This is a genomic window from Mycobacterium sp. 1245805.9 (assembly GCF_001672915.1).
GTDB lineage: Bacteria > Actinomycetota > Actinomycetes > Mycobacteriales > Mycobacteriaceae > Mycobacterium.
Genome location: NZ_LZKR01000205.1, coordinates 1 through 14,124, shown reverse-complemented (window position 1 = coordinate 14,124; position 14,124 = coordinate 1). Strand labels below are relative to the sequence as shown.

At 67.2% G+C, this 14,124-nt stretch carries 17 protein-coding genes and 1 pseudogene; 8 read left to right on the top strand and 10 right to left on the bottom strand.

Annotated features, from left to right (window positions below):
• The 3 genes and pseudogenes from A9X00_RS31020 to A9X00_RS25980 all read right to left on the bottom strand — a co-directional run.
• A pseudogene (locus A9X00_RS31020) lies at positions 1–529 on the bottom strand (hypothetical protein); the annotation flags it as partial.
• Positions 530–567: 38 nt separating this feature from the next.
• Positions 568–1,035: a lipoprotein LpqH gene (locus tag A9X00_RS25985; RefSeq protein ID WP_067160157.1), complete on the bottom strand. Its 468-nt coding sequence runs from the start codon at positions 1,033–1,035 to the stop codon at positions 568–570.
• Between the two features lie 131 nt (positions 1,036–1,166).
• Positions 1,167–1,814, bottom strand: a complete 648-nt coding sequence (locus A9X00_RS25980; protein ID WP_067160154.1) for a S1 family peptidase — start codon at positions 1,812–1,814, stop codon at positions 1,167–1,169.
• A gap of 76 nt (positions 1,815–1,890) precedes the next feature.
• Between A9X00_RS25980 and A9X00_RS25975 the strand changes: the two genes are divergently transcribed.
• Entirely contained in the window at positions 1,891–2,379 is a 489-nt protein-coding gene (locus A9X00_RS25975; protein WP_156772307.1) for an SHOCT domain-containing protein, read from the top strand.
• A gap of 19 nt (positions 2,380–2,398) precedes the next feature.
• Here A9X00_RS25975 and A9X00_RS25970 read toward each other — a convergent pair whose 3' ends face one another.
• The 4 genes from A9X00_RS25970 to A9X00_RS25965 all read right to left on the bottom strand — a co-directional run bounded on the left by A9X00_RS25970 (position 2,399) and on the right by A9X00_RS25965 (position 4,600).
• Positions 2,399–3,271, bottom strand: a complete 873-nt coding sequence (locus A9X00_RS25970; protein ID WP_197515279.1) for an alpha/beta fold hydrolase — start codon at positions 3,269–3,271, stop codon at positions 2,399–2,401.
• A 61-nt stretch (positions 3,272–3,332) separates the two neighbouring features.
• Positions 3,333–3,509: a hypothetical protein gene (locus A9X00_RS31015; RefSeq protein WP_156772306.1), complete on the bottom strand. Its 177-nt coding sequence runs from the start codon at positions 3,507–3,509 to the stop codon at positions 3,333–3,335.
• Between the two features lie 27 nt (positions 3,510–3,536).
• The gene (locus A9X00_RS31540) at positions 3,537–3,677 is read right to left on the bottom strand and encodes a hypothetical protein (RefSeq protein ID WP_197515278.1); all 141 of its coding nucleotides are present in this window, start codon (positions 3,675–3,677) and stop codon (positions 3,537–3,539) included.
• 176 nt (positions 3,678–3,853) lie between these two features.
• On the bottom strand, positions 3,854–4,600 hold the full coding sequence (locus A9X00_RS25965) for an alpha/beta fold hydrolase (protein WP_067160160.1): 747 nt from the start codon (positions 4,598–4,600) through the stop codon (positions 3,854–3,856).
• Between the two features lie 72 nt (positions 4,601–4,672).
• On the opposite strand from A9X00_RS25965, the gene A9X00_RS25960 reads away from it, so the two are divergent.
• From A9X00_RS25960 to A9X00_RS25950, 3 genes are all read left to right on the top strand, one after another.
• The gene (locus A9X00_RS25960; RefSeq protein ID WP_067160147.1) at positions 4,673–4,942 is read left to right on the top strand and encodes a hypothetical protein; all 270 of its coding nucleotides are present in this window, start codon (positions 4,673–4,675) and stop codon (positions 4,940–4,942) included.
• 47 nt (positions 4,943–4,989) lie between these two features.
• Entirely contained in the window at positions 4,990–5,334 is a 345-nt protein-coding gene (locus tag A9X00_RS25955) for an integrase (protein WP_232006938.1), read from the top strand.
• Between the two features lie 288 nt (positions 5,335–5,622).
• Positions 5,623–7,179 (top strand): LCP family protein, encoded by a 1,557-nt coding sequence (locus tag A9X00_RS25950; RefSeq protein ID WP_082975522.1) that lies wholly within the window; start codon positions 5,623–5,625, stop codon positions 7,177–7,179.
• Here A9X00_RS25950 and A9X00_RS25945 read toward each other — a convergent pair whose 3' ends face one another.
• A complete protein-coding gene (locus A9X00_RS25945) occupies positions 7,180–7,971 on the bottom strand; it encodes an SDR family NAD(P)-dependent oxidoreductase (RefSeq protein ID WP_067160138.1) in 792 nt (263 codons plus the stop codon).
• A 46-nt stretch (positions 7,972–8,017) separates the two neighbouring features.
• Between A9X00_RS25945 and A9X00_RS25940 the strand changes: the two genes are divergently transcribed.
• Positions 8,018–8,908, top strand: coding sequence for an NAD(P)-dependent oxidoreductase (locus A9X00_RS25940; RefSeq protein WP_067160135.1), 891 nt, complete (start codon positions 8,018–8,020; stop codon positions 8,906–8,908).
• Here A9X00_RS25940 and A9X00_RS25935 read toward each other — a convergent pair.
• On the bottom strand, positions 8,891–9,721 hold the full coding sequence (locus A9X00_RS25935) for an SDR family oxidoreductase (RefSeq protein WP_067160132.1): 831 nt from the start codon (positions 9,719–9,721) through the stop codon (positions 8,891–8,893). The genes A9X00_RS25940 and A9X00_RS25935 overlap by 18 nt on opposite strands.
• Before the next feature lie 73 nt (positions 9,722–9,794).
• Positions 9,795–10,724, bottom strand: a complete 930-nt coding sequence (locus A9X00_RS25930; protein ID WP_067160129.1) for an enoyl-CoA hydratase — start codon at positions 10,722–10,724, stop codon at positions 9,795–9,797.
• A gap of 298 nt (positions 10,725–11,022) precedes the next feature.
• On the opposite strand from A9X00_RS25930, the gene A9X00_RS31010 reads away from it, so the two are divergent.
• The 3 genes from A9X00_RS31010 to A9X00_RS25920 all read left to right on the top strand — a co-directional run.
• Positions 11,023–11,187: a hypothetical protein gene (locus tag A9X00_RS31010; protein ID WP_156772305.1), complete on the top strand. Its 165-nt coding sequence runs from the start codon at positions 11,023–11,025 to the stop codon at positions 11,185–11,187.
• Positions 11,188–12,654 (top strand): trehalose-6-phosphate synthase, encoded by a 1,467-nt coding sequence (locus A9X00_RS25925; protein WP_067160126.1) that lies wholly within the window; start codon positions 11,188–11,190, stop codon positions 12,652–12,654.
• 860 nt (positions 12,655–13,514) lie between these two features.
• Positions 13,515–14,124 (top strand): PE family protein (locus tag A9X00_RS25920; protein WP_156772304.1); only part of this gene is annotated, 610 nt, incomplete at its 3' end.

The following is a 14,124-nucleotide window of genomic DNA, read 5'->3' as shown; positions in this document are numbered from 1 at the left end:
GCGGGTGGGGCGGCTGCGTGCTCGGCGGGTTGAGCGCCGGGCGCGCCTCTCGACCGGATGGCGGGGTGGTTTGCCCGCTCGCCGGTGCGGTGGTTTGCGCGCTCGGCGGCGTCGTCTGCCCGCCCGACTGGGTGGTTTCCGTCTTCGGCGGTTCGCTGCTTCGCGTCCACGACGGATGCGTGCTCTGGGTAGCCGGCGGCTCGCTGGATTGGGTCGCCGGCGCCTGCGTGGTCTGGCTGGCCGGCGGCTGCGTGCTCTGGGTGGCCGGCGGCTGCGTCGAGTGCGTCGCCGGCGGTTCGGTGCTGTGGGTGGCCGGCGGCTGGCTTTGGGTGCTCGGCTCGTGGGTCTGGGGCGGGTTCTGCGGGGCCTGCGTCGCCCCGCCGCCGCCACCGCCGCCACCTCCGCCACCGCCGTGGCAGTTCGGGCAGGGCGGTGGCGGGTCCAGCGGCGCGGAGCTGGCGAACCCGGGGTTCAGGGCGGAGATGCCGAGCCCGGCCGCGAGCGCCGCCGCGCTGACGATTCGTTTCATAGACATTAGAGTGCGTCCCCTTGTGTCGATCGCCTGCGCTACGGGCAGGTCACGTCCAGTTCGAATGGCTTGGTCACCTGCTGCGGCTGCTGCGGATTGCTCATATCGGTGCCGGTCGCGGTGCCCTTGATGGCGTAGGCCTTGCCGTTGACTGCGGCCCCTGCGTTGCTCGCTTGGTTGGGGGCGGCGTCGGAGAAACCGAGCGCGATCCCGTTGACGCTGCCCAGTCCGACCGAATGAACGATCGGCGGGTTGTCGTTGCTGACCACCGCCCCGACCCCGGCCGTCGGGTCGCCGATGCCGATGGTGGTGACGCCGTTAGCCGAGTTGCACGTGACCTGGCCGCTGACGTTCTGGGTTTGCCCGTCGACGATGACCTGAGGGCCAGCCGCCGCCGGCGCGGAACTCGATGATGCTCCCGTACTGGACTTGTTGCTCGAACAGCCGGCGCACGCCGCGACCGCCACGGCCACGCCCGCTACCCCGACCACGATCCCACGCTTCACTACTGATCTCCTTGGTGTCGCTGGTTCGTACCTTTTCGTTGACAGGCTCCAACAGACGGACGCCGACAATCGCCGCACCGCTTGGTACCCGTTCGCGACGATTTGCAAACGTCGGTTTTCGCGCGGCGTCCTCAGGGCAGCACGTGCAGGCCCCACCGGCCGAGCAGCGGATTCACGAGCGCGAAGTATGTCGTGTAATCGTCGTCGTCGGGCGACGACATCAACAGGCCGACGGCGCTGACGGTGCCGTCCGGGTTCTTCACGAAGCCGGGACTGCCGCTGTCGCCGTTGAGGCTGTACACGCTGGCTTCGACGACGTCGCCCTCGATGCCCTTGACGGCCCCACACGTCTCGCCGGTGACCGCGCCGACCTTGCAGAACGGCATGCCAACCTGAATCTGGCTCGCGCTCAACACATCCCGGACCACGTACCTGCCGTCGACGTGGCCCACCGGCGTGCCAACGCTGGGATCGAGGCGGATGATCGCTGCGTCCCTGGTGTCGGCTTCGTGCTCGCTGGCCGAGATCCGGCCCAGCGGGACATTATCGCCGTAGGTCCACTCCGAGCCGTCGTGCGCGTCGCAGTGCCCGCTGGTCATCAGGTAGTAGCGGCCGTCGTTGCCTTGGGCGGCGAAACCCGCTGTACACGCGCTGTTTTCATCCTCGACCTTGATGCCCGGCTCCACACCCGGATTTGCCCACACCGGGCCCGCCAAGCCGATCGCGGCAATAACGACGGCACTGACCAGCCCCCACCCCCGCAACCAACGCACGGCCACGCCGCCTCTCTTCTCGTGTAGGGCAGCATGTTAACAGCAGCAACTGAGTGGCACCGACCGTCGGAGCGGAGGACACGTGTTCGGTATTGGTAGCCGGCGGCTGGAGCGAAAGCTACGCCGGCACGGAAGGGCGGCGATGGCCACGGTGCTGTCCACGCGTAGGGCGATGTCGGGCCTCTACAAGAGCGACGATCCGTTCTATCAAACGCCACCCACCCAAGCGAGTCCGGACCTTTGGGCGATGACGGTCCGGGTGCAGCCCGACGGGGCAGCCGCGTTCGACGCCGAAATCGAGGCCTGGCTATGGCAGCGGGAGCGGCCCTGGCTGAATACGGTCGTGCCGGTGCTCTACGACCCGTCGGATCACCGCAAGGTCGTCCTGGACCGGTCCCCCGAGGCCCAAAACGCCGCGCAGCAGGCAACTTTCGCGATGCGCGACCAATGGTTGGCGGAGCAGGCCAGGAGTCCGGTGGACCGGCTCACCGAGCTCATGGATCTGCGCGATCGCGGCGTTCTCAGCGCCGACGAGTACGAGGCGCAGAAGCGAAGACTGCTGGGACAGTAGCGAATTCGGGACCGACGGTTCAGACGCCGACGTGCCGGGTGAGGAAATCGAGGACAGCCTCGGCGAAGATGTCGTTGCGGTCGCCGGCGACCATGTGCCCCGCGCCGCGCACATCGGTGAACTCGACCTGGGGGAAGCGCTGCAGGAACTCGTCGGCGCGCTCCTGGCTGACCAGGTCGCTCACCTGGCCCCGCACCAGCAGCATCGGCACGCCGTTGCGCAATATCGCCTCGACCGCCGTGTGCATGCGGTCGGCGTCGGTGACCTCGAACGGGGGAAACGGCGCGGTGCCGCTGATGAATTGCGGATCCCAATGCCAATACCAGCGATCGCCGCGCCGGCGCAGGTTGGTGGTCAGGCCGTCGAGATCGGTGGGCCGAGGACGGTGCGGGTTGTATTCGGCGATCGCGTCCGCGACCTCGTCGAGCGAGGCGAATCCCGATTCCACCCGGTCGGACATGAAGTTGTGAATGCGGGTCGCCCCGGATTGCTCCATGTTGGGCACGATGTCGACGAGGACGACCGCACTGGCCGTACCCGGCGCGAGTTCCCCCTCCAGCAGCATCGTGGTGAACCCGCCCAGCGACGCGCCCACCAGCACCGGCTGCGGCGGCAGCGTGCGCAATACCTGTTGGACGTCGGCGGCGAAGCTGACCACGCGGTAGTCGCCCTCGCTGGACCAGTCGGATTCCCCGTGGCCGCGCAGGTCGATGGTGACCGCCTGAAAGCCGCGTTGAGCGACGGCCGCGGCCGCCTTGGCCCAGGAACGACGGGTCTGCCCGCCGCCGTGCAGGAACACCACGGCACGCGCCCGCGGATCGCCCAGGCGATCGGCGACGATGCGGACACCGCCGGGTCCCTGGGTCGAGAAGGTTTCGGGCGCGGTGGTCACCAGGAGATAGTAAGACCCTCTCGAGATCTCCGGGCGCTTCCGTCGCCGACAAGTTGCCGAGTCAGCCGGCGCGCCTGCCGCCGGAGGAAGCCCTGTTGATCCCGACGAACTTGGTTATCCGCAGGAAAAGCCTGCCGAGCGGGCTCCCCGCGTGTTGTGAGTCCTTGATCCGGCCGAGCGTTTGCTCGCCCTCGGCGGCGTAGTCCTTGACCGTTTCGTCGCCTTCTTCAGCGCGCATGCGTCATCTCCCCCTGTGCTCGGTCTGTCATGCCGGCGTCTGCCGCTCCGGCGGGTCGGTCGGCGTCAGGCGTTCCGGAGGTTCCGCGGGCGCGAGCCGTTCGGGTGTTTCCGCCGGCGTCAGCCGCTCGGGCGTCTCGTCCGGGGTACCTGGTTCGGTGTCGACCATCTTCGGTGCGTACCCGCGTTGTGCGGGTACCAAAACGAACGGGGGGCCGAAGGTCCGGCGTTGGGTGTGTATTGAGGGCTTTGGGTGTGTAGTGAGGGCTGAGAATCGCCCCGAAAACCGCCCTCAGCTCACACCCAAAGCCCTCCCTTCACACTCGACGCGCCCCGAAAAGTGGCCTAGCCGAGCGTTTCCCAGAACCGCGTCAGCGCCGCCGCGCCCGCCGCGGGATCCTGCACCATCCACCAGTGCCCGAGCCCGTCGAGCACCTCGGTGCGCGCGCCCGCCCGGTCGGCGGCGCGGCGCCGGTTGTCGGTGGCCCCGATGAACGGGTCCTCGGTGGCCAGCAGCGAAAGCCCGGGCCGGGCCGCGGCCTTCTCCAAGTCACGACCCGCTTCGGCCATCGCGGGCTGGCGCGCCGAGCGGTACAGCGCCAGGATGGCCCGGCCCATCTCCGCGCCCTGTTCCGGGGCGATCAGGGTCGCGATGTCCATGGGGATACCCAGGGAGGCCATCCGTTCCGCACGGTCCTCGACCGTGCCGCCGAGCAGCGTGTCCACCAGCTCTTCGCCCTCGTCCGGTGTCTGCCACGTCTGTGCGAAGTCGTGCCACACGTAGTCGGCGTCGAAGAGCCCGACGACGTCGCTGGCCCAGCTGCGCACCAGTTCCGGTCGGTGCATCATGGCGTTCACCACGTGGCCGCCGCCCCAGTCGTGCCCGACGAGGTCGATCGGCGCCTCGATGCGCTCCAGCTCGGCCTCGAGCCAGTCGCGGTAGGCCAGGTAGGTGGCCGGGAAATCGTCGGGCAACGGCGCCCCGAACCCCGGTGGCGACAGCAGCACCACATCCTGGCGCCCGAGGGCCTCGACCAGCGGGCCCCAGATGGCGGCGGTCTCGGGATTGCCATGCACCAGAACCACGGTCATGGCCAACATCGTGGCACGACACGGCGGTCCGGCGGGAGGGCCGACCGCCGGGAAGGCGCTTACACTCCTGTGATGCATCCTGTGCCGACCAGGCACGCAGCGAACAGGGTCCCGCTCGCGGTCGGGCTGCTGATCGCGCTGGCGATCGGCATCCTCGCGATACCGGTCAAACAACGGTGCGGTGCGCCAGGTCAATTTTGCGCGACGGCGGTCGATCCGCAGGGCAATGTTCACTACTACTACGAGGTCGAACCGGTCGGCGTATACCTCGCCGAAATCATCGCGGGCTCAAATATTCGCCTCTATTACAGCTCGGGCGAAGATTTGGTAAAGGCGGGCTAGGGGGCCAGATGTGGCGACATGGAGGCATCGCGGCAACGGGACTGCTCGTGACGGCGCTGCTGATGCCGAGTGCGCCCGCCGGTGCCATCACACTCGTCGGTGCACGCCAAAGCATGTGCGGCACAAGCGCTTTCTGCCCGTCCGATCCCGCCCCCGACGCCGGTGACCAGGCCACCGCCGAGCAGAAGATCGGAGACGGCTACATCCAGAAGCAAATCAATTGCACGCCAAGCCTGCCGCCCAACCCCCAGTCGATCACCTGGGATCCGCCCGGCTTCGCGCCGAATGTCGGCGGCTCCGGTGTGATCCGGGACGCCAATCCGCAACTCGGCGGCCAATATCGTGCCGATTACGTGAACGGCAGATGGCATATCGAATACCCGTATTGCTGAATGGCCTTGGGCGGCCAACATTTGGTGCCAGCCGTGTAACAACTCGGGCTCGATCTCGGCACGATCGCGGCGTACAAACCCGACGATGTTAGGCAAAAGCGCTGGTAAGAGGCCGATTGACGGCATGAAATCCCGCCATTGTGCGCGAGTGAGCCAGCTTACATCGATCCGCTTAATTGGAGGGTTCACAGCAAGCTAACGCATACTTGACGGCATGCTGCAAGCGACATCACCGCAAACCACGATTGCGGTGGCGGGTGGTGCGCTGGTAACAGGACGAGGTTTTTGATGGCACAGTCTGGCGGCGCACATCGCCGCCATCGCGCCGTTCGGCAACCGTCGCGCCTTCGCAAGGCGCTGACGCGCAGCCTGATGACGCTGGTGTCCGTGGCGGCCGTGCTGATGACGGGCACCGGATACTACGTGGCCCACGGCGCGCTGGGTGGCATCACGGTCTCGGACGCCCTGTCGCCGGAGGATCCGCGATCCAGCGGCGACAACATGAACATCTTGCTCATCGGGCTGGACTCGCGCAAAGACCAGGATGGCAACGACCTGCCCTGGTCGATCCTAAAGCATTTGCACGCAGGCGATTCCGACAACGGAGGCTACAACACCAACACCCTGATACTCATTCATGTCGGGGCCGACAACAAAGCCGTCGCCTTCTCCATCCCGCGCGACGACTGGGTGCCGTTCAACGGCGTGCCCGGGTACAACCACATCAAAATCAAAGAGGCATATGGACTTACGAAGCAGTACGTCGCCAACAAGCTCGCCAGCCAGGGCAACATCACCCAGAAGGAACTCGAGACGAAAGGCCGTGAGGCGGGCCGAGCGGCGACGCTGCGCGCGGTGCGCAGCCTGACCGGCGTTCCGATCGACTACTTCGCCGAGGTCAATTTGGCCGGCTTCTACGACCTTGCCCAAACCCTGGGCGGCGTGGAGGTATGCCTGAATCACGCTGTCGAGGACTCATATTCGGGTGCGGACTTCCCCGCCGGCCGGCAGCGACTGGACGCGTCGCAGGCGCTGTCGTTCGTCCGGCAGCGCCACGGCCTGGAAAACGGGGACCTGGACCGCACGCACCGGCAGCAGGCGTTCCTATCGTCGGTCATGCAGGAGCTGCAGGCGTCGGGCACCTTCACCAACATCGACAAGCTCAAGAGCCTGATGGCGGTGGCGCGCAAAGACGTTGTGCTGTCGGGGGGTTGGGACGAGGATCTGATCCAGCGACTGGGCTCGCTGGCCTCCGGGGGCAACCTCGAATTCCGGACGCTGCCGGTGGTGCGTTACGACACGATCGACGGGCAGGACGTCAACATCATCGACCCGGCGGCGATCAAGGCCGAGGTGGCCGAGGCCATCGGGGCGCCGCCGCCGACGACCACGCCCGCCACCATGGCCGCCAAACCCAGCCCGTCCACTGTCGTCGACGTGATCAACGCGGGCGCCATGAGCGGGATGGCCAGCGAGGTGTCCCGCGCGCTGAAGAAGCACGGCTACACCGCGGGCCAAGTGCGCGACCGCAATTCGGGTGAGCCGACCGCCACCACCGTCGAGTACGGCGCCGGTGCGGAAACAGACGCGCACAACGTGGCCACCCTGCTCGGGCTCGACGCCCCCAAGCAACCCAACCCCGCATTGCAGCCCGGGCATATCAGGGTGATCGTGGATACCAACTTCTCGATTCCGGCTCAGGACGAGACCACGATGGACGACAGCACGACCACGACGACGACCACCAAGTCCAACACGTACTACTACAACGGCACCACCACCACGTATCCGACGCCCGATCAAGGGAAGCCGATGGCCGCCGGCGGCGTGCCGTGCGTCAACTGATTACGCGTGGGTTCCGCCGTCGATGCGGATCTCGGTGCCGGTGATCCAGGCGCCGTCGTCGGAGACCAGCATGGCGATGACACCGGCGATCGCGCTGGGCTCGGCCATGCCGGCGCCGCTGGATTCGACGCTCGTCGGCAGGATCGGCATGAGCCGCGGAAACAGAGACCAGTCGGCGTCTTTGGGGATGTATCCCCCTGTCGCGTCGGTGATTCCGGACTTGATGCTCCCGGGTGCCACGCACGCCGCTCGCAGGCCGTCCTTGGCGTATTCGAGTGCCAGAGAATGGGTGAAGGCCTGGATGCCGCCCTTGCTGGCGGCGTAGGCCGCCATGTAGGGATGGGCGAATGAAGCCGACGTGGAGCTGAAGTTCACGATCGCGCTGCGCGAATTGGCCAGGAGCGCCGGAAGTGCCTCGCGGACCGCGAGAAACGTTCCCGTGAGGTTGATCCCGACGATCCGGTTCCACAGTTCGAGGCTGGTCTCGTGGGTGTGGGCGGCGCGCAGGATGCCGGCCGCGTTGACGAGCGAATCGAGGCCGTCGAGCGTCTGGACGGCGAGGCGGACACCCTCGATCACCGAGCCCTCGTCGCCGACGTCCATCGGCAAGGTGGTGAGCCGTTCGGCGGTTCCGGCCTGCTCCGCATCGGCCCGGGTGGCGGCCAGGCCGTCCTCGGCGACGTCGGAGGCCACCACGGAGGCGCCCTCGTCGAGCAATCGCAGCGCGCTGGCCTGGCCGATCCCGGACGCGGCGCCGGTCACCAAAATCCTCTTGCCCTCGAGTCGCTTCATCTGTTGCTCCCGTCACCTGGCCCGCCCTATAGGGCAGGGTAGATGCATGGACATCGGATTCATCGGGCTGGGCAACATGGGTCAGGGCATGGCGGCAAACCTGATGAAGGCCGGCCATCGCCTCACCGTCTACAACCGCTCCCCCGACAAGGCTGACGCCCTCGTCCGCCAGGGCGCGACCGCGGCGCGCAGCGTCGCCGACGCAAGCCGTGGCGACGTGGTGTTCACCATGCTGTCCGACGACCGGGCCGTCGAGGCCGTCGCGCTCGGCCCCGACGGCATCGTCGCGTCGCTGGCACCGGGCGCCACCCACGTCTCGTCGAGCACGATCAGCGTCGCCCTCTCGGAGCGACTGGCGGCAGCGCACGCCGAGGCCGGTCAGCGGTATGCGGCGGCGCCCGTGTTCGGCAGGCCCGAAGCCGCCTCCGCCGCAAAGCTTTTCGTCATCGCGGCGGGCGCGCCGGAGGTCTTGCAGCCGTTGTCGGAGCTGTTCGACGCGATCGGGCAGCGGACGTTCGTGGTGTCCGAACAGCCACACACCGCCAACCTGGTGAAGTTGAGCGGCAACTTCCTGCTCGCCTCCGCGATCGAGAGCATCAGCGAGGCCGTCGCGCTGGTCGCCAAGGCCGGCGTCGACCGCCAGCAGTACGTCGACATCCTCACCTCGACGCTGTTCGCCGCGCCGGCGTATCAGACCTACGGCGGCCTGATCGCGCGACAGGAGTTCGAGCCGGCCGGGTTCGCGGCCCGGCTCGGTCTCAAGGACGTTCGGCTGGTGCTCGCCGCCGGCGAGCAGCTGGAGGTGCCGCTGCCGGTGGCCAGCCTGCTGCGAGACCGCTTCCTCACCCTGGTCGCGACCGGCGGTGGGCACCTGGACTGGTCGGCGCTCGCCGCGCTGGCCGCCCGCGACGCGGGGAGCTCAGACCACCCCGCGTAGCCCCTCGGCGCCGAAGGCGGGTTCCAGCATCGCGGAGAAGTCGGGGCCGCGCCGCAGGATGTGGCCGCCGTCCACGTTGATGCATTGCCCGGTGATCCAGCTGGCGGCGTCGCTGAGCAAGAACATCGCCAGGTTGGCGACGTCCTCGACCTCACCCACCCGCGGCAGTGGCGTGCAGTGCCGGTAGTCCGCGCTCAGCTCCGGCGATTCCGTAATGGGCACAACGAGATCCGTGCGGATCAGGCCGGGGCGGATGCTGTTGACCCGCACCCACGACGGGCCGAGCTCGTCAGCGGCCAGCTGCATCATGTGGTCGACGGCCGACTTGGTGACGCCGTAGGCGCCGAACCACCGATGGGTGTTGCTGGCGGCGATCGACGAGATCCCGACGAAGGAACCGCCGCCGCCACGCACCAATTCGCGTGCGGCGTGCTTGAGCACGTACATGGTGCCGTTCACGTTGAGGTCGACGGTGCGCCGCCATGCCTCCGAATCGATCTGGGTGATCGGACCGATGGTCTCCGACCCGCCCGCGCAATGCACCACCCCGTGCAGCCGGCCGTGCCAGGCCGTCGCCGCATCCACCGCGCGCGCGGCCTCCTCCTCGTTGGTGATGTCGGCCGGCTCGTAGCGGATGGCGCCGTCGGCCTTGAGCACTTCGATCTCCTGGACCGCGGCCGCCAGCCGGTCGGCGTTGCGCCCGACGATCATGACGGAGGCGCCGGCCGCGACCAGCCCGGCGGCCACCCCCTTACCGATCCCGCTGCCACCGCCGGTCACCAGGTACGTCCGGTTTACGAAAGAAAGCTGCACGCCGCGCCTCTCATGCCGAAACTGAAACGGGTTCTAGCATAGGCGAGCGTTGACAGCCGCCACACGGGTCGCGCTATGGCGTATCGCGGCGGGCGATCTGCGTGGGCTTGGCGTCGCGCCAGTCCTCGACGTCGGGCGGTAGGCCCACCGCGTACCTGTTCTCGTTGTGGGCGGCCCAGTGCGCGTGGCCCAGCTCGTGAATGTGGAACGCGTGCCGCAGCGCCTCGGTGAATCCCATCGCGTCGGAGGCCGCATTCACCGAGTCCTTGACGAGCAGCGCCGCCATCGTGGGGCGGTCGGCGATGCGCCGGGCGAACTCCAGCGTCTTGTCCGCCAGCTCGTCGACCGGGAACACCTTCGACACCATGCCCAACCGGTAGGCCTCGTCGGCGTCCAGCGCATCGCCGGTCAACAGGAGCTCCTTGGCCTTGCGCGGCCCGAATTCCCAAGGGTGGGCGTAATATTCGACGCCCGGCATCCCCAACCGCACGGCGACGACGTCGCTGAACTTCGCGTTGTCGGCCGCCACGATCAGGTCGCAGGCCCAGATCAGCATCAGCCCGGCCGAGATCGCGTTGCCCTGCACCTGGGCGATGGTGATCTTGCGCAAATCGCGCCAGCGGCACGTGTTCTGGAAGAAGTAGTGCCACTCCTGCAGGTAGATCTTCTCCGCGATGGGATCGCGGGTGCCGCCGTTGATGCGGAAGCTCGGCAGCTGGCTACGCTCGGCGATCGCCAACTCCGAGCCGAGGTCGTGCCCGGCGGAGAAGTTCTTGCCGCGCGCCGCCAGGATCACCACCCGAACGGTGTCGTCGGCCTCGGCGCGCAGGAACGCCTCGTCGAGCTGGACCAGCAGGCCGCGGCTCTGCGCGTTGTGGGCGTCGGGCCGGTTGAGCCAGATCCGGGCGATGCGGCCGTCGTCGAGGGTTTCATAGGCCACCAGCGGCTCCGCGCCGCCGTCGGCGTCGGTTGATTGAGTGCCGGCCTGGTCGGAGAGTGTCATTTCCGCCCACCTACCTTGTCATCGGGGTCATCGGGCTCGTTACAAGTTATCGCCGATCCGTAAATGTTGGGCCCGGCTCTTTGCACATTACGGCCACCGCGGAAGGCCCTGATCGCGGGGTGGATCTGGCGCCTCCGCGGGCCGCACCGACCAGCAAGACAGCGCGAACCCGGCGAGGGTGAAATCCGCGCCGGAGCACGCCGCGCATGCGTCGGATAATTCACTCTCGCGGCGTACTAAATCGCAGGTAGGAAGCGGCTCGCTGCGGGCGAATATCGACGTCGCCTACAGTTGTCCTATGCCTACGAAATCTGATCCTGGCGAACTCGGCGATGTGGAGCCCCTGGCCGACAGCACCGCGAGCCAGGCCAGGCGGGTGGTAGCCGCGTACGCGAACGACGCCGACGAGTGCCGGGTCTTCCTGTCCATGCTCGGTATCGGACCTGCAAAACACGACGCCTAAATGACTCCCAGCGGGGGCCAGGAATTCGGCAATTCCGATTTCGTAGTCGTGGCCAATCGGCTACCGGTCGACCTCGAGCGCCTTCCCGACGGCAGCACCGCCTGGAAACGCAGCCCCGGCGGCTTGGTCACCGCCCTCGAACCGCTGTTGCGGCGCCGGCGCGGCGCCTGGCGGGGGTGGCCCGGGGTCGCCGATGACGACGACGCGCTGGATTACGACCCGGTCGTCCAGGATGACCTGCATCTGCACCCCGTGCGGCTGACCTCCGACGACGTCGCCGAGTATTACGAGGGATTCTCCAACGCCACGCTCTGGCCGCTGTACCACGACGTGATCGTCAAACCGATCTATCACCGCGAATGGTGGGACCGCTACGTCGACGTCAACCGCCGCTTCGCCGAGGCGACGTCGCGCGCCGCGGCCCGCGGGGCGACCGTGTGGGTGCAGGACTACCAGCTGCAGCTGGTTCCCAAGATGCTGCGCGAACTGCGGTCCGACCTGACCATCGGTTTCTTCCTGCACATCCCGTTCCCGCCAGTGGAGCTGTTCATGCAGTTGCCGTGGCGCACCGAGATCGTCGAGGGCCTGCTCGGCGCCGACCTGGTGGGCTTCCACCTGCCCGGCGGCGCGCAGAATTTCCTGTTCCTGTCCCGGCAGCTGATCGGGGTCAACACCTCCCGCGGCGCTGTCGGGGTGCGGTCGCGCTTCGGTGAGGTGGAGCTGCCGTCGCGCACCGTGCGGGTGGGCGCCTTCCCGATCTCGATCGACTCCACCGCGCTCGACCACGCGGCCCGCGACCGCGGCGTGCGGCGCCGCGCGCGGGAGATCCGCGCCGAGCTCGGCAACCCGCGCAAGGTCCTGCTCGGCGTCGACCGGCTCGACTACACCAAGGGCATCGACGTCCGCCTGAAGGCCTTCTCGGAGCTGCTCGCCGAGGGCCGCGCGAAACGCGACGACACCGTGCTGGTTCAGCTCGCGACGCCCAGCCGCGAACGCGTGGAGAGCTACCAGATCCTGCGCAACGACATCGAACGCGAGGTCGGCCACATCAACGGCGAGTACGCCGAGGTGGGTCATCCGGTGGTGCACTACATCCATCGGCCCGTCCCCCGCGACGAGCTCATCGCGTTCTTCGTCGCCAGCGACGTCATGTTGGTGACCCCGCTGCGCGACGGGATGAACCTGGTGGCGAAGGAGTACGTCGCCTGCCGCAGCGACCTCGGCGGCGCGCTGGTCCTGTCCGAATTCACCGGTGCCGCAGCCGAACTCCGGCAGGCGTACCTGGTCAACCCGCACGACACCGACGGCGTCAAGGACGTGATCGAAGCGGCGCTCAATCAGTCTCCCGAGGAGGGACGGCGCCGCATGCGCGCGCTGCGACGGCAGGTGCTCGCCCACGACGTGGACCGGTGGGCGCGCTCGTTCCTGGACGCGCTCGCCGAGTCGCATCCCCGCGACTCGAACTAGCCGCCCCTGCCTGGGCCGCGCAGTCAAATGCACGGCAGTTTCTCCGAATGCCACTGGTGAAAACTCTCTTTATTTGCTGTGGAAGCGTTTCGGTGCGTCGTCATTTGTGGAGATCCCGAAGCAGTGCAACCCCGCCTTGACCGATCCCACCGCCGACGATGCCTTGATTGGCCAGCCAAGCCGGACGTACGATGCGAATCTGTCTAAAGAGGGGAGCGTTCGAATCGAAATCTATTTCTGAGTTCGTACGTGAGCGCGGCCCTATAACTACTTCCGGAGACGGCAGTTCACGCTCAGGGCCAACTGTTTTGTGTCTTAACCAGACCGGAAGTTGTGCGAATTCTTCACGTGAACCACTAGCGAAAGACGCCGTATGGATATCGCCGTACGCCAGTCTTCGCTTGGGACCGTGAATCATTCGTTTGGTCGGTTGACCTGGCTATTTGCGTACTTTGAAACGCCAGGTCGCCAAACGGGACAGCGGCGACAATCTGCCCCAGGTCGCCCGGCGGCATCAAATCACTGATTCCCGGTCCGTAATAACAAGGCCGGAGCATGGTCAGCTGCTTGGTATAGCCGGCTCAAAGGGGTTGTCGAAGGCAACGAGTTCGAGTCGCGAAGCCGCACCGAGGCATCGTCAAAACGGTCTTCCCGTTATAGACGGTTGACACAGAAAGGGGTGAACGCTGCGTACTTCCAGCCAGGTGTCATAGCACTTACGACCTCGCTGAACGGACCCTCGTCCCGGGAATTTTCATTGAAACAGTGGAATTTGCTGCATTGACAGGGATACGCTGCAGTCGTTTCTGTTTTTCCTCGGTGACCAATCAGGCGAAAGCCGAACTGTCGGGAGGTGCGGAATGTCGTTTGTGATCGCAGTGCCGGAGCTGGTGACGACGGCGGCGACAGATCTCGCGGGAATCGGATCCGCGATCAGCGCGGCCAACGCGGCCGCGGCGTCGTCCACCACCATGGTTTTGGGCGCGGGCGCCGATGAGGTTTCGTCGGGCATTGCGGCGATATTCGGCGAGCACGCCCAGGCATTCCAGTCAATCAGCGCCCAGGCGACGGCTTTTCACGACCAGTTCGTCAACGCCCTCGCATCCGGTGCGGGAGCGTACGCGGCGGCCGAGGCCGCCAACGCCTCGCCGCTGCAGGTCCTGCAGCAGGATGTGCTGGGTGTGATCAACGCACCCACCGAAGCGCTGTGGAAGCGCCCACTCATCGGCAATGGCGCCAATGGGCAAACCATCAACGGTGTGGGGCAGCCCGGCGGGCCAGGCGGAATCCTGTTCGGCAACGGCGGTGCCGGCGGCAACGGCACCAACCCTGGGGCGCCCGGCGGTGCGGGCGGCCACGCCGGCCTCATCGGCAACGGCGGCGCGGGCGGCCACGGCGGGACCGTCAACGTGTCGGGCGGCACCGGCGGCACCGGCGGCGCGGGCGGTACCGGCGGCCTGCTTTACGGCA

Coding starts and splice junctions, on each gene's coding strand:
- A9X00_RS31015 (WP_156772306.1), bottom strand. CDS start 3,509: ATGCGCGCTGAAGAAGGCGACGAAACGGTCAAGGACTACGCCGCCGAG.
- A9X00_RS25930 (WP_067160129.1), bottom strand. CDS start 10,724: ATGACACTCTCCGACCAGGCCGGCACTCAATCAACCGACGCCGACGGC.
- A9X00_RS25945 (WP_067160138.1), bottom strand. CDS start 7,971: ATGAAGCGACTCGAGGGCAAGAGGATTTTGGTGACCGGCGCCGCGTCC.
- A9X00_RS25960 (WP_067160147.1), top strand. CDS start 4,673: ATGCATCCTGTGCCGACCAGGCACGCAGCGAACAGGGTCCCGCTCGCG.
- A9X00_RS25965 (WP_067160160.1), bottom strand. CDS start 4,600: ATGACCGTGGTTCTGGTGCATGGCAATCCCGAGACCGCCGCCATCTGG.
- A9X00_RS31010 (WP_156772305.1), top strand. CDS start 11,023: ATGCCTACGAAATCTGATCCTGGCGAACTCGGCGATGTGGAGCCCCTG.
- A9X00_RS31540 (WP_197515278.1), bottom strand. CDS start 3,677: ATGGTCGACACCGAACCAGGTACCCCGGACGAGACGCCCGAGCGGCTG.
- A9X00_RS25940 (WP_067160135.1), top strand. CDS start 8,018: ATGGACATCGGATTCATCGGGCTGGGCAACATGGGTCAGGGCATGGCG.
- A9X00_RS25925 (WP_067160126.1), top strand. CDS start 11,188: ATGACTCCCAGCGGGGGCCAGGAATTCGGCAATTCCGATTTCGTAGTC.
- A9X00_RS25950 (WP_082975522.1), top strand. CDS start 5,623: ATGGCACAGTCTGGCGGCGCACATCGCCGCCATCGCGCCGTTCGGCAA.